We start from the raw sequence: 21071 nt of genomic DNA on the forward strand, positions 1-21071 counted from the left end.
AGTTGCTATATCAAACTCTCCATCTTATATTGAGGATCAGATGCAATGCCATACACTCTATTTGGCGGAGCAATTTTGTTCTCTATACCAAAAACTATACCTTCAATTATTGCTGTGAGTACTTTTTCAAGGTTGCAATCTGCTCCAGGAACACGGTGCTCTAGGCGGCATCTTTTGGAATCGTTGCCAAAATAGGGAATTCTTATTGCAGCAGTTCTGTTATTTATTCCCCAACTAATCGTAGTTGGAGTGTGAATATCCGGGTACTGAAATCTTAAATATGAATCATCATTTGGAGCAAAAAACAACATATGTTTTTTCATCATTGCACATAATCCACCAATACTATGAATCAGATAGTCACTGTACTTTTGCTCATTGATATAAAATAAGTTATCGTTATTTGAATTCACGAGATTAACATGCACATTTAATGCACTGCCTGCTCTATCCAAATAGGGCTTTGCTTTAAAAGAAATATTCCCACCTAGTTTTTGTGCTGTTTCAGTAAGTGATTGTTTTGCTAACTCAAAATGCTTAATTAAATTGTCGGAGTTCGTATAACAACCACTTTTTATCTCATACTGATGTGTAGAATTCTCCTTCTCGCAAGAAAATTCAAGAGATGCTATTTTATTTTTGATGCTATTCAGAAATAAGTATTCTTTTTCTATTCCTTCAATGTAAAACTCTAGTTCAATACCGAATACAGCATAACAACTCAAATTACTTAATATAATCATAAATTTGCTTCAGTAAATCTATATTAGGTTAGCTATACTTATATGAATACTTTACTTATTTGCCAGTAAATTTAACATCTTATTTATACATAATGTATTACTGTTTTTAATAGCATGCTTCTAATCCTCGATACAAGCGACATTTACAAATTTTTCATTTTTTTGAAATAAAAATGATCAATTTTAATGTTTTTATACCCTTTACAACCCATCAAAAAATCACCATAATTTTTAGTATGTATTAAGTAGTATTAGCTTTTCATTTTGCAGTAAGCTATTGATTATCTTGTATTTTTCTAATTATTGTTTTTTTCTTGGTGTGGTATATGAACTTAACTAGCCCTAAGGTTTCTACTATGTTTTTTGATCAGATTATTACAGTAACGGATCACAATGTTACTTGGGAAAAAATCCAAAATTGTCTTTATAATCTTTATGGAGAAGCAACATATAATAGTTGGCTGAGTTCACTAAAATTTGTCAGTAGCAGAAATGGGGAAGTTCTTTTATCCGTGTCAACAAGGTTTATAAAAGAGTGGATTACAGTTCATTACATGAAAAAAATATTATCATTATGGCAAAGCGAAGATAAAAGTATACGTTCTATTGATATTCAAGTAATTGAGGAGAGGAATTCAAATTTTAATGTTATACTAAAAAACAGAGAGGAAAGTAATCATAATCTTGGTTCGCCGCTGGATCCAAGATTCACCTTTGATAATTTTGTAGTGGGAAAGCCAAATGAATTAGCATTTACGGCGGCAAAGCGTGTGGCAGAATCTATAGATCCAATATTAGGCAGCAATCCTTTGTTTCTATATGGTGGAGTGGGACTTGGTAAAACACATCTAATGCATGCTATAGCTTGGCACATAGTCAATTCCCCATCAGCAAAAAGAAAAGTGGTGTATTTATCAGCAGAGAAATTCATGTACCAATATATTACAGCGCTGCGAAGCAAAGATATTATGTTATTTAAAGAGCAATTTAGATCAGTAGATGTATTGATGGTAGATGATGTGCAATTTATCAGTGGTAAAGATAGTACACAAGAAGAATTTTTTCACACTTTCAATGCATTGATAGACCAAAATAAACAATTGGTTATATCAGCTGATAGGTCTCCTAGTGATCTTGATGGAGTGGAAGAAAGAATAAAATCACGACTCGGTTGGGGGTTGGTGGCAGATATTAATGAAACAACTTTTGAATTAAGGCTTGGTATATTGCAGGCAAAAGTGGAGCAGATGAATATGTATGTTCCGAAAGATGTCCTAGAGTTTTTAGCAAGGAACATAAAATCTAATATAAGAGAATTAGAAGGAGCATTAAATAAGGTTACCCATACCTCATTAATTGGAAGAAGTATGACGGTAGAATCAGCTAGTGAAACCCTAATCGATCTTCTTAGGTCAAATCATAGGTCAGTCACAATAGAAGAAATACAAAAGAAAGTAGCTGAATTTTTCAATATAAAGGTTGCAGATATGCAATCCAATAGAAGGCTTCGCAGTCTTGCAAGGCCAAGACAAATAGCTATGTATTTTGCCAAAAAATTTACGCAAAAAAGCCTACCAGATATTGGGAGAAACTTTGGTGGCAGAGACCATGCTACTGTTATACATGCAGTAAAACAAGTAGAAAATTTTATAAAGACCGACTCAAAATTTGCTGATGAAATCAATCGATTAAAAAAAACGTTTAAGTAGCGTTTTTAAAATAGCTAATAACAAATCCTAAAATGAATCGACTATAGTTTTAATCCGTTTAAGTTTAAAATCTTCTGTTAGCTTCGCAGAATACATTTCCTTATTGTGTTGATTATAGAAGGTAAATTCGTGATCATCTAAATTTAGTATTGCAAAGCCAAAGCCAAAAAAGTTTCTAACCTCGTGTGCTAAGTAGTTTTTACCATTTAAATAGTCAAATTCTACATTTTGATAAACAGATTCTTGATCTTGAGCGTGTAATGATGCACCACCGTTTCCAACTATAATTTGGTCTGGAACATTATCCATTAATAAAATCTGGGCTATATGAATGTGGCCAGAAACTATGGTAGTAACATTGCTTGGAAATTTATCTCCAAAAGCTTCGATTTGTGTAAGATTACCATGGCTTTTTAATGTCAAAAATTCTTTTTTTGGAGATCTCCAAAGCGGTTTATGAGTTAAAAACCACATGGGCTTGTCAGAACTATTTTGTATCAATTTATCAAATTGCCTCTCAAAAGCATCAATTGTGCTTTGGGTTGTAAAAATATCCTCACCGGATGAAGAGTCGAAGATAAAAAATTTCATCGGTCCAGCATCTAAGGACCAACTAGAAACGAAGTTTCCACATTTTTCAGACGAAAAGGGGTATGAATCTAGATACCTGAACCATCCTTCATAAGCTCTATCACAACTCTCATGGTTTCCACGAACAAAAAGGAAAGGGGATTGTGATAAAATATCCTTTGCAGGCTCAAACCAATCAGCGTACCAAACTTCTTTATTATATCCATAAATATCGCCACACTTTTTTGTATTTCTACATTTTGTTTGTCTATAATGATAATCACCAACATGGATAATTAAATCTGGTTTATGAAGGGCGATTGAATCTAAATTTTTTTTTAAAGGCCAGCTATCTACCGAATTACATTCCTGCTGAAATAACATATTTATTCTACAGCCCGTGTCACCAATGAAAGCAATTTTATTAACCTTTTTTGGTAATATAGGAACCCGTAGATCCTCAATACTAATGTTTTTGGCACTTGTTTGTACTGTCAGTTCACAAACTGTTTCGTTATGATCACCATTGTTAATTGAGCTGCGATTCAGCATTTCTGTTTCCTCGCCATCAACATAAACAATGGGACACATGTCATTGTCCGTAATTGCGCGTATGCTTAGTTTATTTTCTGGGATAACTTGAGACCATGTGTATAATATTTGTGCATGGACGAAATGAAAGCTAGTTATAAGAGAGAGAGCTAAAAAAATAAAGATATTAGCTATATTCATTTATATAAAAACCTAAGTTAAAAATTAGTAGTAAGGTTATCTTAAATGATTAAAATTTATAATCACAAAATTCATAATCAAATTATACAAACAATTTCTAAATTATTCTAGTATCAGATTGACACTCTAGATGAAAAATTCTAAAATGATTAAGTAATTTAAAATAATTATATAAAAACTAGAATATAGTGCGGCCGTGGTGGAATTGGTAGACACGCAGCGTTGAGGTCGCTGTGGCTCATAAGGCCTTGGAAGTTCAAGTCTTCTCGGCCGCACCAGTTTTTATCGCTGTTTAATATGGGTAAAAATGTTTATAGGAAATCAGAGTAGCAATAAGGTAGAAAGAGCTATCAGCGAAATCAGGCGCGGTCGGCCAATTGTAATATATGATGAAAGTAATTACCTATTGTTTGCTGCTGCTGAGGCTTTAGAAAGAGATTTATTTAATCAATACAAGCTTACATCAAGTAATGTATATGTTACTTTAACTTCAAGTAAGGTAAAATACATATCTCAGAATAAAGAACATAACAGCAAACGTCTGTTGGTGAATAATTTTGATGAACTGCTCTATTTAATAAACTGTTCAAAGGAAGATTGCATAAAAGAGTTGCAATGCTCAAAGACAATAGATGAATGTGCTATTGCCTTGCTTAAGTTCTCAGAATTATTGCCATACGCGTTAGTGGCTGATATGACTTTTGAGAATAACCATGAAATGCGAAATTGGTGCGAGAAAAATGACGTTATTGCACTGGACACGTCATTCATAAATAATTTTCAAGAAAATCAGGATGTATATGAAGTGTGCAAAACATCATTATTTTTAAAACAGACTCAAGAAGTAAATATCATATCTTATAGAACCGAAAGTGGTGGAAGAGAACATCATGCAATTATCATTGGCAATCCAGATAAAGATGACGAACCATTAGTGAGAATTCATTCTTCGTGCTATACGGGTGACTTGTTAGATAGCTTGTCATGCGATTGCAGAAGTCAGTTACATCAAGCAATTCAAATGATAGCTGACTCTGGAAGTGGTATTATATTGTATTTGATGCAAGATGGAAGAGGCATTGGTTTAACTAATAAGTTAAGAGCGTACAGTATGCAAAGAGGACATAATCTTGATACTGTTGATGCAAATAGAATATTGGGTTTTGAAGATGATGAAAGGAGTTTTGCTGTTGCAGCTAAAATGCTTAAGAAATTGAACATTAACAAAATCCAATTACTTACAAACAATGATAGGAAATTGTCAGAATTGGAAAGTAGTGGTATAGGAGTTACAAAGTGTCTACCACTTATTGTGGAACGTAATAAATATAACGATTCATATATGGAGACAAAGTTTGGTAAATTAGGCCATAGATTAAGAGTTTTTTAGCTTTTTTGCTGTAACTACTTTGTTAATTTGCTATGTTTATTAACATAAGTTAAGATTTTTAGGAATACTAAAATGCTAAGATTTTTTAAGCGAGAAAAAAATACTGAATCCTTAGATAAGGATATAAATTGGAATTCAAACCGCTACAGCACAGTTATTGCTCAAAGGAATATTCTACTTTTATTTGCATTAATATTATTAGCAACGACCTCTATCAGCATATTAGTCGTATTTAAAATTAGCACAAGTAGCACTATTGAGCCATTTGTTATAGAAATTGACAAGAAATCAGGAATAGTGCAATTGGTTGATCCTGTCACAGTAAAACAGTATTCTGCAGATGAAGCGCTAAACGATTATTTTATTTCAGAGTATATAAAAGCAAGGGAGGTTTTTGATCCATATCATTATAATTATAACTATTATACAAAGGTGAGGTTGTTTTCCTCACCTAATGTGTATAATGAATTTAGAAATTATGTAGGATCGCAGAATATGGATGATCTTTTTAATTTATATTCAGATACCAAAAGTGAATTTAAAATTCGCTCAATTCAAAAGTTGGGTAACGATGCTCTTCAGGTGAGATTTTTTGTGGAATTTACACGGAAAGATGGAAGTTCTACGAGAAAAAATAAGATAGTTATTATGTCATATAGATATGCATCGCTTGAAATGGATGATCAGCAAAGATATATTAACCCATTAGGATTTCAAGTTATTTCATATAGAGTAGATGATGAATATGTATAGGATATTATTAGTTTTAGCTTTACTTGTAAGTGGCAATTTAAACGCATCCATTAATTATAATGAGCCTATTTCTATAGATAGTAGAATAAAGACTTTTGTGTATAGCCCTAATGAAGTATTTACGGTGGTTTTTAGTCAGGGTTACTATTCTTATATTGAATTTGCGGAAGGAGAAAAAGTTAAAAATATCGCTGTTGGTGATGCATCAAGTTGGAAAATTAATCCTTATGACAATAAATTGCTTATCATGCCATTTGAAGTTAGTAGTCGCACTAACATGATTATTACGACAACTAAAAAAAGAAATTACATTTTTGATTTAATCTCAAGGCCAAACTACGATAAATACCCGGGTACTGATGCTAAGAAAGTGGATCACGATTATTCTGCTGAAAAGGATATATCTTACGTAGTACGTTTTTATTATCCTCAAGAAGAAGGTGAATTTGATGTTGATTTAGATGAGGTTTCTTTACCTACTCAAATGCAATATACTAAAGACAAGCTAGAAAAAATAATACAAGAAAATGATACGAAGTACAATTATACATATATTGATGAAGGTGGTAATGCGGATATAGTTCCGATTGAGTTATTTGATGATGGTTATTTAACCTATTTAAAATTTAGAAATAATAATAAAATACCTCAGATTTTTGTAGAAGGGGAGGATAAACCTTGTAAAAGGCTGTTATTTGATGATTATGTTATAATAAAAGGAGTACATAAAAAGCTATTTATGCGTTATGAAGATGGTGAAGTTGAAATTATAAATAGGTCACTTTAGCTGTGGTACATGCAATATGAATAAAGAAAGGCGTAACAATTCAGAAGATGAATCAGAAATAGAGAATAAGGTAGTAACAGTTGGCTCTAATCAAGGTCATAGGGCATTGATGGTCATTATTTTAGTGCTTCTGGTTGGTGGAGTGTATTATCTCTATTTTAGTCCTTCTCCTAAAGAGGGTTCAGAAGTTATTAAAAAAGAGGAAACAAAGCAAAACGTTCAAGAATTAAAAGGAAAGTTGGAACAAGTTCCAGATAATGTAATGGTTCCTGAAAGAATAATAACTGATCACTTACCACCCTTACCTCCTCTTCCTACACCACTAATCATACCAGAAATAAAACAAATTAGAAAAGAAGAAGTGATGAAAAAAGAAGAAGAGAAACCAAAAGAAACTCCTGTGTCAAATATACCTATTTTGCCAAAGCAAAATTTTCCTTCTAGTAATGTTATGGGCAATTTACCTACCTCGTTTCCTACAATAGGGGGTGGCGGTTATCCTAGAGACAGACGTAGTGCACAGATGTTGACAATTTCAGGTGGTAGTGGAGAGAACAAGGCTGCTGATGCTATTTTATCCGACACTTCAGCACAATCGAGCAAAGCTACCAGAGTAGGAAAGCTTGGTTTAATGATTACTCAAGGTAAAATTATTGATGCTGTTCTTGAAACTGCAATAAACTCTGATCTGCAAGGAATGCTGCGTGCTATGGTGAGTAGAGATGTTTATGCAGAAACTGGTGATACAGTTTTAATACCTAAAGGCTCAAGATTGATAGGCAGTTATTCATTTGACTCGAATGTTGCTAAATCTCGTGTAAATATAAACTGGAATAGAGTGATTCTGCCACATGGAATAGATATTGCAATCTCATCACTTAGTACTGACGAGCTTGGTAGAGCAGGAATAGCAGGAATAGTTGATAACAAAATAGTAAGTGCGTTATTCTCTTCAGTGACACTTGCTGGTGTTTCGATTGGTTCTGCTGTTATAGGGCAAAAGGCTTCTAATCTTGTTGATACGCTAACTATCAGAGATGCAGTAAAGTCTATCACTGCAACCGAAATAGATTTTTCTTCTCTCCAACTCATTATTGACCCAGAAAAGAAGATATCTAGTGACAAATGGAAATTAGGCCTTGGGGCTATCGGAAGAATTCGGAGTGCCAAAAGCAGACAAGATTTACTAAAAATAATGAAAGAGGAAATAGCAAAAGCACTAGGAATTGAAGAAGACGAGGTAAATATAAGCCTGGAAATTGTAAATCAACTGTTAGAACAAATTCAAAGAAAAAGCAAGTCTGTTTATGATGAAGCAATCGGGAAATCAATCGAGGATTTTTCTAAAGATATGCGGGATGTAGTGGGCAGATATACAGATAAAAAACCAACTATTTATGTTGATCAAGGCACTGCATTGAAAGTATTTGTTAGCCAAGATATAGTATTTCCTCCACAGGCAATATTAAATCAATGAAATGAACTATGCTGCACTTGATACATATTTGGAGCCATTACAAGGCATATTTCAAGAAGAAGGCGTAAATGAAATATCAATAAATAAGCCAAAGGAAGTATGGATTGAAAATCGCGGTGAAATAAGGTGTGAAAAATTAGAAGTATTCGATCTTAACCATTTGAAATCTCTTGGCAGACTGATTGCTCAAGCTACAGAACAAAAACTTAGCGAAGAAGCGCCGTTACTTTCGGCAACATTACCAAATGGTTATCGTATACAGATAGTATTTCCGCCAGCATGTGAACCTGATAAAGTAGTCATGTCGATTCGTAAGCCTTCTAGCATGCAGTTAGCACTCGATGATTACGAAAAAATGGGGGCTTTTTCTGAAACTGTTACAGAAGCAAATGATAATCCAGTTGACCGTCATTTGGATTTATTGTTAAGGCAAAAAAAAATAAAAGAGTTTTTAGAATACGCTGTAATAAGTAAGAAAAATATTATAATTAGTGGTGGAACTTCCACTGGTAAGACTACTTTTACTAATGCTACTTTGCGTGCTATTCCAGCTGAGGAAAGAATTATTACTGTTGAGGATGCAAGGGAAATCGTTTTGAACGATCATCCCAATAAAGTCCATCTAATTGCCTCTAAAGGAGGGCAGGGCAGAGCAAAAGTAACCACTCAAGATTTGATAGAAGCGTGCTTACGTTTAAGGCCAGACAGAATAATAGTTGGTGAGCTCCGTGGAGCGGAAGCTTTTAGTTTTCTCAGGGCGATAAATACTGGTCACCCTGGATCAATATCAACCCTTCATGCAGATAGTCCAACAATGGCCCTTGAGCAAATAAAATTGATGGTTATGCAGGCAAATCTTGGCATTCCTCCAGACCAAATTATACCATACATTAGAAATGTGATTGATATTGTTATTCAGCTAAAAAGAACCGGTGGGGGCAAAAGAAGCATTTCTGAGATATTATTTACTAGATCTGCGAGCGAAAATGCTTAAATTTATACATAAGTTAAGGAAGAGTAGTTTATGAGTAATGGAAATCACCTACGTAATATTCTCATAGGAGGTGTAGTAGCTTTTAGCGTACTTGAGTTTTGCTTCTATCTATCTGGTATATTGTTTGTTCTGTTTGCTGATGGTCCGGATGCTGTGGATTTTAAGGCAATTAATCCTAGTTTGACGCCTTTCCCTCAAGCTCTTTGGCCAACGATTTTTGATCATATACAATATTGTTGGCATCATCCAGAGTCATATAGCCTTGAGCTCAAAATCACATTAATTATATCTTCTGCACTGCCTATCATTGTTTTAATGATTATCTTATGGAATTTAAGAGAAAGGATAATTGAGTGGCGACCATTTAAAAAGAAGGAATCACTTCATGGAGATTCGCAGTGGGCATCAGAGAAAGACATACGAAAAGCAGGATTAAGAAGCAAAAAGGGATTATTGCTTGGTAAAGATAAAAGAGGATACTTCATTTCTGATGGGTTTCAGCATGCATTGTTATTTGCACCTACAGGTTCTGGTAAGGGTGTTGGCTTTGTAATTCCTAATTTATTATTTTGGACTGACTCGGTAATTGTACACGACATAAAATTAGAAAACTATGAAATAACAAGTGGTTGGCGAGAACGACAAGGACAAAAAGTATACGTATGGAATCCAGCGCAGCCAGATGGAATAAGTCACTGTTACAATCCATTACAATGGATTAGTGAAAAACCTGGGCAGATGGTTGACGATGTGCAGAAAATAGCTAACCTAATCATGCCTGAACAAGACTTTTGGCAGAATGAAGCAAGAAGCTTATTTGTTGGAGTGGTATTATACTTACTTGCTGCACCAGAGAAAGTTAAATCTTTTGGTGAAGTTGTGCGTACGATGCGTAGTGATGACGTGGTTTATAATCTTGCTGTTGCTCTTGATACAATGGGTAAAATACTACACCCTGTAGCATATATGAATATTGCAGCTTTTTTACAAAAAGCTGATAAAGAAAGGTCAGGTGTTGTATCAACCATGAACTCATCACTTGAATTGTGGGCAAACCCATTGATTGATACTGCAACTGCGTCAAGTGATTTTAATATTCTAGATTTTAAAAAGAAGAAAATTACAGTTTATGTTGGTTTAACTCCTGACAACTTGACTAGGCTCAGGCCTTTAATGCAGGTTTTTTACCAACAGGCAACTGAGTTTTTATGTAGAAAATTGCCATCGGATGACGAGCCTTATGGCGTATTGTTTTTAATGGATGAGTTTCCTACACTTGGAAAAATGGAGCAATTTCAAACAGGTATTGCATATTTTCGTGGTTATCGAGTTAGGTTATTCTTAATTGTTCAAGATACTGAGCAGCTCAAAGGAATATACGAAGAAGCAGGGATGAACTCCTTTTTGTCAAACTCGACTTACAGAATAACTTTTGCAGCCAATAATATTGAAACAGCTAATTTAATATCGCAACTTATAGGAAACAAAACTGTACAACAAGAATCGTTGAATAAGCCTAAATTTTTAGATTTAAATCCTGCTTCAAGGTCATTACATATCTCTGAAATACAGAGAGCATTGCTATTGCCTCAAGAAGTTATTATGTTGCCACGTGACGATCAGATAATTTTAATAGAGTCGACTTACCCAATTAAATCAAAGAAAATTTTGTACTACAGTGATACCACCTTCACAAGAAGGCTGCTCAAACAAACTCGTGTGCCTACACAAGAACCATATGACCCAAACAAAGTTCTTTCTGCCGCTGCGAGCAAAGATAAGGTTAATAACGAGGGGAATAATGTTCTTGAGGGACCTAATTCAGTTGATTATCCTGCTGAAACTAAAACCGAAGATGCAGTATATGATGAATCAGATGAATTTGCAGACGAAGATATTGATGATGAAGATATCGACGATAAGTTTGAAGATGATGACGAGGAAGATGAGGATAGGAGCGATGATGGGTTTGATGACGAAGAAGAGGAGGATGAATTTGAAGATGAGGATAAATTAAAAAATGACGAGAAGTAAGGTTAACTTTGCCTATTTTTAGCTCAGAAAAGTGCAAGTTATGCAAATAATTAGGTTTTTCATATTAAGCCATTTTTAATTAATTAGTATTAGATTAGCTATTTTAACTAGGGGAGTAGTAATGATTAGTAAAAAAACATTAGCGGTTACAGCACTTGCTTTATTGTTGTCACAACAATCTTTTGCGAGTGAAACAGAAGGGTTTTACTTTGGTAGTGGGTATTATGGTCAATTTTTTAATGGCATGGGTGAACTAAAAACAAGCACTACAGATATCAAAAATTTGTCTATAAATGACAGGGATGCTCAGAACACAAAAGGTCAGTCACTAAGTGAGTATAAAGGAGATTATAATCCACCTTTTGCTGCAAATGTGGCATTTGGTTACACAGGAGAATTGGGTAACAACAGCTATAGAGCTGAATTGGAAGGGATGTATTCTTCTGTAAAAGTGGATAATGTTGGTTTAACAAGTAGTCAAATAACTGTTTCATACCTAAAGGACATTGGTAAGGATGCTGGTAAAAAAACTTATATCTATAGTGCTACAGTTAATCATGACCAAATTGAAAACATGTCTCTAATGGCAAATGTTTATCATTATTGGAAGAGTGACCGTTTCTCTTTTTCTCCTTATGTTGGGGTTGGAGTCGGTGCAACAAGAATGACAATGTTTGAAAAATCGTCAATAAGACCCGCAGGTCAATTAAAAGCTGGCCTTGATTATCACATAAACGAAGATGTAAATATGCATATCGGATATAGAGGTTTTGGTGCTATTGGTGGTGTTATTGGTGATGGTCTTAAACTTACAACGGATGCGCTTGGAGAAATTATAGATGATCCTAATAACAGGGGTAAAAAGAAGCTTGATGATCAGAGTAAACCAGCAAATGCAGCAAAAGAAGATATAAATATAGGTAATACATTGTTTTACACACACGGTATAGAGGCTGGCCTTACTTTCCACTTTGCCAGCAAAGCTTAAACATGTTGCCCTTTTAAAAAATGCATAAAACCGTTCCTGTCATCCTATGCCTTGACCATAGTAAATATAGATCCAAGTAGTCACGCTACTTGGATGACTAGCTAGAGGGTGCTGGGATGACATAGGATAATATGGGATGAAGGAAGAAAACATTAGCTATGTTTTTTGCATAACAATGCACCTCTTCATTCCTGCCAAATCATGTACATATTCCTGAAAAGCTAATTTGTATGAGGGTATTATTTTGTCAATATCATTTTGATCTTCACCTATCTCCAATATTGCAAACCCATTTTTTTTAAGGCACTTTTTCAATATTGGAAAAATACTCAAGTAACAGTTTAAACCATCAATTCCACCATCAAGAGCAATTCTTGGCTCTTTTTGCACTTCGGCTTGTAAGTCTTTTAATTTGCTTCTTTTAATATATGGAGGATTGCTAATTATCAGATCAAATGAACCTCTGCACTCTGTCCATGAGCTTGGAAATATTTTGGCTCTGCTGAGAAGATCATGTTTCTTTGTGTTCTGATAGGCAACTTTGTATGCTTCCAAGCTTTTTTCAAAACCGATACCAACGGCATATTCATACTCACTAAGTACGGATATCAATAAACAACCTGTGCCTGTACCAAAATCTGCAATTTTTAGTCTCTGCTTTTTATTTGGGTAATATTTTAACACTGTTGAGATTAATGTTTCACTATCTGGTCTTGGATCCAAAACATGCTGGTTAACTATAAAATTTTTACTCCAGAATTCACGATTACCTATTATTTGCGATATTGGATATCTTTCCGCTCTTTTTTTTGTTAATTTCCAAAATAAAAGTTCTTTCTCCATCGGCACTTGATCAGCATGGTTCATAATTATGAATGATCTTTCCACTCCAAGTACGTGCTGCATGATGATTTCACAATCTAAATGTGGTGATTCAACTTTATGTGACGATAATAACTCCGATCCTTCTTGAATTAAAGTGCTGATTGTTTTCATTATTCTAAAAATATGTTCCTTTCAGCCAAGAATAGCAAGATGAGCTTCCAGTTTAGGGTAGCTGCACTAAATCCCGGTGTCAAGCACGCAGCTGTACGAACATTGCAATTTGCAGATCCAAGTAGCTTGACTACTTGGATCCAGCTAAGTTGGTGAGCATAAAAGTATAGCTAACGCGAGCTTTACGTCATACCGCCACGAACCGTCATACCGCGATTCATTCGCGGTATCTTAGCCGCTAACACGTAGCGGAATGACAGCAGTCCACGTCATACCGCCGCGGTATCTCTAGATCCCGCTAACACGTAGCGTGATGACGATTGTCGTTTAGCCATAAATATTTAAGAAATTTACCAAATAAAAAAAAGGCAAAAGAAGCCCCGTGGTTGGCTAATTACTTACATTATACTTTCAAGTATGGCGTTTTTTTATTCTAAACACTTAATAACCGCGATTTGGCTGCTTTTAAACCGCAACTAATCTAAATTATAAACGTTAAGAAATTTACTAAACAGAAAAAAAGGCAAAAGAAACCCTAGGGTAGCTAGTTATTCACTATCCATTTTTTAAGCTGGCGTTTTTTAATGTTTTAAATGCTTTATAAGCGCATTTCAGCTTATATTAGGCAAAAACCTAGAAATTTTATAAAGACATAGAGTGCACATAGTGCAAAAAATTAAACATGATACGCCAGATACGTGAGTTTTTTTGTCATTTAATCTGTACAGAGAAGATAAATAAATAGCTTCAGTTTCATGATAAGGGGGCTGGCGAAGCTTGTAAAGTAATTTTTTCGTTTCTACTGAATGACAGTTGTGGCTTGGGAGGTAGTGCAAGAAGTCTACTGATGGCTTTCAAGGCAGTTGAGCTTAATTATTAGAGTAGTAATGTTTATTTTTATATTGACTATTGAGGTTTATTATTTTATAACTAAAAACTTAGTTATTTTAATGAGCTTGAGTTTATAACATATGCCTACGATAAATCAATTAATACGTAAGGGTAGATTAGGATTGACCCATAAGAAAAAGGTACCAGCTTTGGGAGAAAGCAACCCTCAAAGGAGAGGTGTTTGCACTAAGGTGTATACTACAACTCCTAGAAAGCCTAACTCAGCACTCCGTAAAGTAGCCAGAGTAAAAATTAGTGGGTATGGTGAAGTGACGGCTTATATACCTGGTGAAGGTCATAATTTACAAGAACACTCTGTTGTTTTGATACGTGGTGGGCGGGTTAAAGATTTGCCAGGTGTGCGTTATCACATAATAAGAGGTGCCCTTGATCTGCGTGGTGTGCAAAATCGAAAGAAAGCTCGTTCAAAATATGGTGTAAAGAAATCTGGTTAAAGTTTATGGCTCGTCGGAATAAAGCAAAAAAAAGAGAAATAAGTCCTGATTCGCGTTACGGCAGTGTTTTGCTGATGCGTTTCATTAATACAATCATGAAATGTGGTAAAAAATCTACTGCAGAAAAGATTATCTATGACGCTTTGTCTTTAGCTGAAAAGAAAATAGGCGAAGGTGGGTTATCAATTTTTGAGACAGCAGTAGGAAATGTTACTCCTTCTATAGAAGTGCGTTCTCGACGCATTGGTGGTGCAACTTATCAAGTACCTGTTGAAGTTCGACAAGATAGAGCGGTTTCTTTAGCGTTAAGGTGGATTGCTAAAGCAACTTCTGCTGCTCGAAAAAAGAGTGGAAAAACCACTGTTGATTGTTTGCAATCTGAAATACTGGATGCTTATAATAAACGCGGTGGTGCGTTTAAGATGTGCGAAGAAAAATATAAAATGGCTGAAGCTAATAAGGCATTTTCTCATCTTCGTTTTTAATGTTAGCTAATTAATTGTGATATGGAAATTGGAATATCTAAATACAGAAATATAGGGATAATGGCTCACATAGATGCTGGTAAGACTACCACAACAGAGCGTATTTTATTTTATACTGGTAAGCAAAATAGAATTGGTGAAGTGCACGATGGTGCAGCTTCTATGGATTGGATGGAGCAAGAAAAAGAGCGTGGTATTACAATCACATCTGCTGCAACAACATGTTTTTGGAATGATCATAGGGTCAATATAATAGACACTCCTGGTCACGTTGATTTCACTATTGAAGTTGAGAGATCTTTAAGAGTTTTGGATGGTGCAGTTGCTGTATTTGATGGAGTTGCTGGAGTTGAACCTCAATCTGAGACAGTGTGGCGTCAAGCTGATAAATATAGCGTTCCTCGTATCTGCTTTGTTAATAAGATGGATAGAATAGGGGCAAATTTTTATCGATGTGTTGATATGATAAAGACGAAGCTTGGTGCAGCACCTTTAGTTATTCATTTACCAATAGGGAGTGAGAAAGATTTCAAAGGTATAATTGACCTTATTTCTATGAAAGCCATTATATGGCAAGAAGAAACGTTGGGCGCTAAATTTTCTTATGAAGATATTCCTTCTGATTTGCTTGATAAGGCTCAAGAATATCGAAATCTTTTATTAGATGCTGCAGCTGAGATGGATGATGAAGCGATGAATACTTACTTTGAGTCTAATGATCTGCCAGTGGATTTACTGAAAAAATGCGTGAGAAATGGGACCATTAAAGGAAAATTTGTTCCTGTGTTGTGTGGATCAGCTTTTAAAAATAAAGGCGTACAACCACTTTTAGATGGTGTGGTTGACTTTTTACCTTCTCCTATTGATGTTGATGTAATTGTTGGAATTGATCCTAAAGATTCAGAAAAGAAAATTGAGGTCAAACCTTCAGAAAAAGAGAAATTTGTTGCTCTTGCATTTAAAGTGATGACGGATAAATTTGTAGGCAGCTTGACGTTTATCCGTATTTATTCTGGTAAATTAAAGTCTAAATCTACCGCTTCAAATGCGTTAAAAAACGAAACTGAAGGGATTGGCAGAATGTTACTTATGCATGCAAATAACCGAGAAGATATAACTGAGGCTAGGGCTGGAGATATAGTTGCTTTAGTTGGGCTAAAGAAAACAACCACCGGAGATACTTTATGTTCTGTTGATTTTCCTATATTATTGGAGCGTATGGAATTTCCTGAGCCTGTTATTGAAATTGCTGTGGAACCTAAAACCACTTCAGATCAGGAAAAATTAGGTATTGCTCTAAATAGGTTGGTTGCAGAAGATCCTTCTTTGAGAATGTCAGTAAATGCGGAAAGTGGCCAGACTATATTGAAAGGCATGGGTGAGCTCCATCTTGAGATTATTGTTGATAGAATGAAGCGCGAATTTAACGTTGAGGCTAACGTCGGTGCTCCTCAGGTTGCATATCGTGAAACTATCACTAGATCTGTTGAAATTGATTACACTCATAAAAAACAATCTGGTGGAGCTGGTCAGTTTGCTAAGGTTAAAATAAAATTTGAACCTCTTGAGCCTGGTTCTGGGTTTCAATTTGAAAGTAAAATTGTAGGTGGTGCTATTCCAAAAGAGTATATTCCTGGGGTAGAAAATGGCTTGGAGTTGATAAAAGAAGGTGGTATAATTTCGGGATTTCCGTTGATTGATTTTAAGGCTACCCTTCTTGATGGTGCTTTTCATGAGGTTGATTCTAGTCCTTTAGCTTTTGAACTTGCTGCTAAAGGTGCTTTTAAAGAGATGGCAAATAAAGCTGGTCCAAAAATGCTGGAGCCTATAATGAAAGTTGAAATCATTACTCCTGAAGAATATATGGGTGATGTTATGGGTGATATAAATAGTAGAAGAGGAAATGTTGCTGATATGCTCGATTTAGGTAATAATAGTAAAATAATTACTGCTTCGGTACCTCTTGCAAATATGTTTGGTTATATCAACGTTTTGCGTTCTATGTCTCAGGGAAGGGCGCAGTATAGTATGCATTTTTCTTGTTATGAGCAAGTGCCACAATATGTGGTTGATGAGTTAAAGTTAGAGTATAATTAAGGGTAATAATTATGACAGCAGTAGTGGAAGCATTTGGAAAGCCGCATGTAAATGTGGGAACAATAGGACATGTGGATCATGGGAAGACGACGTTAACAGCGGCGATAACGAAGCATTATGGAAATTTTGTAGCGTACGATCAGATAGATAAAGCGCCAGAAGAAAGGAAGAGGGGGATAACGATAGCAACAGCGCATGTTGAGTATCAGACGGAAAAAAGGCATTATGCACACGTTGATTGTCCTGGACACGCTGACTATGTAAAGAACATGATAGTAGGTGCAGCACAGATGGATGCGGCGATATTGGTAGTGTCGGGGGTTGATGGGCCAATGCCACAAACGAGAGAGCATATATTGCTGGCGAAGCAGGTAGGTGTTGGATATATCGTGGTGTATATAAATAAAGCTGATGTTGCTGATGCTGATATGATAGATTTAGTAGAAATGGAAGTGAGGGAATTACTGAGTAAATACGGATTTCCAGGGGATGAAGTGCCTGTGGTGGTTGGTTCAGCACTCAAGGCGCTGGAGGATGACAGCAGCGAATATGGAAAGAAATCAATAGACAAATTGATGGAAAAGTTAGATGAATATGTAGCGGTTCCACCAAGGCCTGTGGATTTACCATTTTTATTGCCAATCGAAGATGTATTTTCGATATCGGGGCGAGGAACAGTGGTAACAGGAAGAATAGAGAAGGGAGAGATAAAGACGGGAGAAGAGATAGAGATAATAGGTCTGCAAGCGACGCAAAAGACGATATGCACAGGTGTTGAGATGTTTAAGAAGTTGCTGGATAAGGGAAGTGCAGGGCTCAATGTAGGAATATTGTTAAGAGGAACAAAAAGAGAAGAAGTGGAGAGAGGGCAAGTATTAGCGAAACCGGGGACGATAACACCGCATAGAAAGTTTAAGGCGGAGGTTTATATATTAAAGAAAGAGGAAGGAGGAAGGCATACACCATTTTTTGCGAATTACCAGCCACAGTTTTATTTAAGGACAACGGATGTAACTGGGAGCATAAAATTGCTAGATGGGAAGGAGATGGTAATGCCAGGAGATAATGTGAGTGTAGAAGTAGAATTGCAAGTACCGATAGCAATGGATAAGGGATTGCGTTTTGCGATAAGAGAAGGCGGTAGAACTGTTGGTTCTGGTGTTGTTTCTGAAATTTTGGAGTGAGAGTTTGAGTTATAGGAGTGTAGCTCAATTGGTAGAGCGCTGGTCTCCAAAACCAGAGGTTGTAGGTTCAATTCCTATCGCTCCTGCATTAATGTTGTGGTGGAAATGTTAAAAAGTTTGTGTGGTTTTTTCTGTGATATAAAGCAAGAAATACGAAGAATTGCTTGGGTAAAGAAACAGGAGGTGTTGTCATCTCTATTTGTTGTAATGATTGTTATATTATGCTTTTCGATTTTCTTCTGTTTTGTGGATTTTATGTCTCTTTACGTAATTAAGGCTTTATTTGGAATTATTTATGGAATGTGAATATAAATGGTATATCATTAAAGTTGATTATGGATATGAGCAAGGTATACGCGAATTGGTAAGTAATGCTGTTTATTTTAAGGAAGTGTTTATTCCTTATCAAACGGTATGTAATTCAAAGTCTGATATAAAAGAATTATGTGAAGTGTATGTATATATGCATCTGTGTGATGAAAGCAAAAATATTTTGAATCAAACGCCTGGATTCTGCAGTGGCGAATCTGGTAATTTTGAGATGATTTTAGATGATGAGATAAGTTTAAAGTGTAAAGAATTTAATAGGTATAAATGGTATATCTTGAGAGTTGCTTCTAATTGTGAAGAGAAAGTGCGCCAACATATATTAGAAAATTCTATGAGATTGGGTGTTAATGATTACTTTAAGGAAGTTTTTATTCCATATGAAGAGCTAAGTGAAGTAGAGTTGAAATCTAAGAAAATTGCTACACGAAGGAAATGCTTTCCTGGTTATGTCTTTTTATACGTGAATTTATGCGATGAAGTATTGAATTTTATCAATAATATACCAAAATCTCTTAAGGTTTATGGATTTTTGAAAAACGGTAATATTCCAAAGGTGATTTTGGATGATGAGATTCACTCAATGTGTAATGCACTTTATAATGCTCAAGAGACAAAGAAGTTAGGTTATGGTTATGAAAAAGGTGAAAAAGTGAAAATTAATGATGGTCTTTTTCAAAATTTTACTGGTAAGGTAAATATGGTAAACGATGAGAAAAAAATTATTAATGTGGAAGTATCGATTTTAGGTAAGCCGACAATAATAGAGCTTGATCTGGCTCAAGTAGAGAAAATAGAGGATTAATTATGAGTGTTATAGTTGCTAAGATTAACTTACTTATGGAAGCTGGGAAAGCAGTTCCAGGACCGAAAATTGCTTCAGTACTTGGTCCACGTGGTATACCTGTTCCTAAGTTTTGTGAAGCTTTTAATAAAGTTACTAGTGCTGCTAACGCTAATTATAAAGTAGGCGATTTAGTAACAGTGCGAATTTCCATAAAGGATGATCGCTCTCATGATTTTACTGTCAGCGGTCCGCCTGTGGCTTATTTACTTAAGCAGAAGGCTAAATTAAGTAAAAGTTCTGGTAATCCTGGTAAAGAATTAGTGGCTAAATTACCTATGTCTGCTATAATTAAAGTAGCAAAGTGCAAGATGGTTGATATGAAAGTGGATAATGAAGATTCAGCAGTGAAAATGGTTGTAGGCACTGCAAAATCTATGGGTATAGAAGTTGTGGAAGGTTAGGTAAATGAATACATATAATGATAATCCTAAGCAGTGTTTGAGGAAGATTGTTGAGTCTGCTTCAGCAAAATTTAATGAATCAGTTGATATTGCGGTCAATTTAGGCGTAGATTCACGTAAATCTGAAGAGCAGGTGCGTGGTACAGTAGTTTTGCCTAAAGGTATCGGGAAGAATATTAAAGTAGCTGTTTTCGCTCAAGATAAACATTTATTAGAAGCTGAAAAAGCTGGTGCTGATATTGCAGGAGGAGAGGATTTAGTTGAAGAAATAAAGAAAGGTAGAAAGTTAGATGTTGATTGGTGCATTACTACTCCTGATTTTATGGCAAAAATCACTCCTATTGCAAAAGTATTGGGTGCTAAAGGGCTGATGCCTAACCCTAAATTTGGTACTGTGACTTCTAACATTGCAGAAGCTATTAAAACCATTAAGTCTGGTCAGGTAAAATTTAGAACAGATAAAAATGGTGTTATTCATGGTAAATTAGGAAATATTAAATTTGATATTGATGACTTGCTAGAAAATTTAAAAGCCTTTCTTAAAGTAATTAAAGATAATAAACCTATTTCTGCGAAAGGAATTTACTTTAAGGGTGTTTTTTTAAATTCAACTATGGGTAAAGCTTATAAGATAGGCAAAGTGGAAGATATAATTTAAGGGAGTGATACCGTGAAGCGTAAAGATAAGGATGAATTTATACAGAGCACAATAAACGTATTTGTAAATAATGATTTCTTGATATTAGTAAATTTTAAATCTATAAATGCTAATGATTCATTAACTCTGAGGAATAGTCTGAAGTCTATAGCAGGTGGGGTATTAGTAGTTAAAAACACTCTAGCGCGCTTGGCTTTGGAAAGGACTGGTAAATTCTCTTATTTATCAGGCAAATTTTCCGGTCCTGTTGCTATTATATACTCTAGTGGCATAGTAGAAGCTGCAAAATTAATAGTTGATTTTACTAATGCTAACAAAGAAAAAATGTCTGTGATTTGCGCAGCTCATTTAAATGAATTGTTAACAGTGGAAGATGTTAATAAACTGGCTAAGTTGCCTTCTCTGGATGAATTGCGTGTTAAAATTATGCGTTTAATATCTTATGATATTCCTGCTCGGTTAGCGTTGTCTATTAATTCATCTTCTATGAGGCTTATGAGAGTTTTGGATTATTATAGTTCTAAAAAATAAATTTGTTGTTAAGTAAGGTGGT

Annotated in this window: 20 protein-coding genes and 2 tRNA genes; 19 read left to right on the forward strand and 3 right to left on the reverse strand. The window is 35.1% G+C overall.

The genetic code is table 11. The features are described 5' to 3' along the window. Positions 1-5: 5 nt before the first annotated feature. Positions 6-743, reverse strand: coding sequence for a glutamine synthetase (locus ABWU47_RS02415; protein WP_006279775.1), 738 nt, complete (start codon positions 741-743; stop codon positions 6-8). 326 nt (positions 744-1069) lie between these two features. On the opposite strand from ABWU47_RS02415, the gene dnaA reads away from it, so the two are divergent. After that, a complete protein-coding gene (gene dnaA / locus ABWU47_RS02420; RefSeq protein ID WP_006279777.1) occupies positions 1070-2452 on the forward strand; it encodes a chromosomal replication initiator protein DnaA in 1383 nt (460 codons plus the stop codon). A 27-nt stretch (positions 2453-2479) separates the two neighbouring features. Here dnaA and ABWU47_RS02425 read toward each other — a convergent pair whose 3' ends face one another. After that, positions 2480-3754 (reverse strand): metallophosphoesterase, encoded by a 1275-nt coding sequence (locus tag ABWU47_RS02425; protein WP_006279778.1) that lies wholly within the window; start codon positions 3752-3754, stop codon positions 2480-2482. A gap of 190 nt (positions 3755-3944) precedes the next feature. Here ABWU47_RS02425 and ABWU47_RS02430 point away from each other — a divergent pair. The 8 genes from ABWU47_RS02430 (at position 3945) to ABWU47_RS02465 (ending at position 12177) form a co-directional block, all read left to right on the forward strand. Further along, positions 3945-4032, forward strand: a tRNA-Leu gene (locus tag ABWU47_RS02430). 29 nt (positions 4033-4061) lie between these two features. Beyond that, positions 4062-5144, forward strand: a complete 1083-nt coding sequence (locus ABWU47_RS02435; protein WP_010082649.1) for a GTP cyclohydrolase II — start codon at positions 4062-4064, stop codon at positions 5142-5144. A 72-nt stretch (positions 5145-5216) separates the two neighbouring features. Further along, positions 5217-5897: a virB8 family protein gene (locus ABWU47_RS02440; protein ID WP_006279780.1), complete on the forward strand. Its 681-nt coding sequence runs from the start codon at positions 5217-5219 to the stop codon at positions 5895-5897. Further along, positions 5884-6684 (forward strand): P-type conjugative transfer protein VirB9, encoded by an 801-nt coding sequence (gene virB9, locus ABWU47_RS02445; RefSeq protein ID WP_186809141.1) that lies wholly within the window; start codon positions 5884-5886, stop codon positions 6682-6684. Before ABWU47_RS02440 ends, virB9 begins: the two co-directional genes overlap by 14 nt. A gap of 16 nt (positions 6685-6700) precedes the next feature. Next, positions 6701-8161, forward strand: coding sequence for a TrbI/VirB10 family protein (locus ABWU47_RS02450; RefSeq protein ID WP_353285744.1), 1461 nt, complete (start codon positions 6701-6703; stop codon positions 8159-8161). Between the two features lies 1 nt (position 8162). Continuing rightward, the gene (gene virB11 / locus ABWU47_RS02455) at positions 8163-9155 is read left to right on the forward strand and encodes a P-type DNA transfer ATPase VirB11 (protein WP_006279783.1); all 993 of its coding nucleotides are present in this window, start codon (positions 8163-8165) and stop codon (positions 9153-9155) included. 30 nt (positions 9156-9185) lie between these two features. After that, positions 9186-11189, forward strand: coding sequence for a type IV secretory system conjugative DNA transfer family protein (locus ABWU47_RS02460; RefSeq protein ID WP_353285745.1), 2004 nt, complete (start codon positions 9186-9188; stop codon positions 11187-11189). Positions 11190-11310: 121 nt separating this feature from the next. After that, positions 11311-12177: a P44/Msp2 family outer membrane protein gene (locus ABWU47_RS02465; RefSeq protein WP_006279784.1), complete on the forward strand. Its 867-nt coding sequence runs from the start codon at positions 11311-11313 to the stop codon at positions 12175-12177. Positions 12178-12333: 156 nt separating this feature from the next. Here the strand turns inward: ABWU47_RS02465 and prmC are convergent, their stop codons facing one another. Next, entirely contained in the window at positions 12334-13173 is an 840-nt protein-coding gene (gene prmC, locus ABWU47_RS02470) for a peptide chain release factor N(5)-glutamine methyltransferase (RefSeq protein WP_077188468.1), read from the reverse strand. A 971-nt stretch (positions 13174-14144) separates the two neighbouring features. Between prmC and rpsL the strand changes: the two genes are divergently transcribed. From rpsL to rplJ, 10 genes are all read left to right on the forward strand, one after another. Then, positions 14145-14519, forward strand: a complete 375-nt coding sequence (gene rpsL / locus ABWU47_RS02475; RefSeq protein WP_006279787.1) for a 30S ribosomal protein S12 — start codon at positions 14145-14147, stop codon at positions 14517-14519. Positions 14520-14524: 5 nt separating this feature from the next. After that, positions 14525-15004, forward strand: coding sequence for a 30S ribosomal protein S7 (gene rpsG / locus ABWU47_RS02480; protein ID WP_007549313.1), 480 nt, complete (start codon positions 14525-14527; stop codon positions 15002-15004). Positions 15005-15025: 21 nt separating this feature from the next. Then, positions 15026-17101, forward strand: a complete 2076-nt coding sequence (gene fusA, locus ABWU47_RS02485) for an elongation factor G (protein ID WP_077188470.1) — start codon at positions 15026-15028, stop codon at positions 17099-17101. A gap of 11 nt (positions 17102-17112) precedes the next feature. Further along, complete coding sequence (tuf, locus tag ABWU47_RS02490) at positions 17113-18285, forward strand: elongation factor Tu (protein ID WP_253303378.1); 1173 nt, start codon at positions 17113-17115, stop codon at positions 18283-18285. 13 nt (positions 18286-18298) lie between these two features. Continuing rightward, positions 18299-18371, forward strand: a tRNA-Trp gene (locus ABWU47_RS02495). Positions 18372-18390: 19 nt separating this feature from the next. Then, a complete protein-coding gene (gene secE, locus ABWU47_RS02500) occupies positions 18391-18591 on the forward strand; it encodes a preprotein translocase subunit SecE (protein WP_022626186.1) in 201 nt (66 codons plus the stop codon). Then, positions 18581-19417: a transcription termination/antitermination protein NusG gene (nusG, locus tag ABWU47_RS02505; RefSeq protein ID WP_065094731.1), complete on the forward strand. Its 837-nt coding sequence runs from the start codon at positions 18581-18583 to the stop codon at positions 19415-19417. The genes secE and nusG overlap by 11 nt, the downstream gene beginning before the upstream one ends. A 2-nt stretch (positions 19418-19419) precedes the next feature. Further along, entirely contained in the window at positions 19420-19860 is a 441-nt protein-coding gene (locus ABWU47_RS02510; protein ID WP_353285746.1) for a 50S ribosomal protein L11, read from the forward strand. Positions 19861-19864: 4 nt separating this feature from the next. Further along, complete coding sequence (rplA, locus tag ABWU47_RS02515; RefSeq protein WP_077188473.1) at positions 19865-20518, forward strand: 50S ribosomal protein L1; 654 nt, start codon at positions 19865-19867, stop codon at positions 20516-20518. Positions 20519-20530: 12 nt separating this feature from the next. Next, positions 20531-21049 carry a 50S ribosomal protein L10 gene (rplJ, locus tag ABWU47_RS02520; protein ID WP_006279539.1) on the forward strand — a complete coding sequence of 173 codons (519 nt, stop codon included), beginning with the start codon at positions 20531-20533 and terminating at the stop codon, positions 21047-21049. The last annotated feature ends 22 nt before the right edge of the window (positions 21050-21071 follow it).

The organism is Wolbachia endosymbiont (group A) of Gastracanthus pulcherrimus (assembly GCF_964028265.1).
Taxonomy (GTDB): Bacteria; Pseudomonadota; Alphaproteobacteria; order Rickettsiales; family Anaplasmataceae; genus Wolbachia; species Wolbachia pipientis.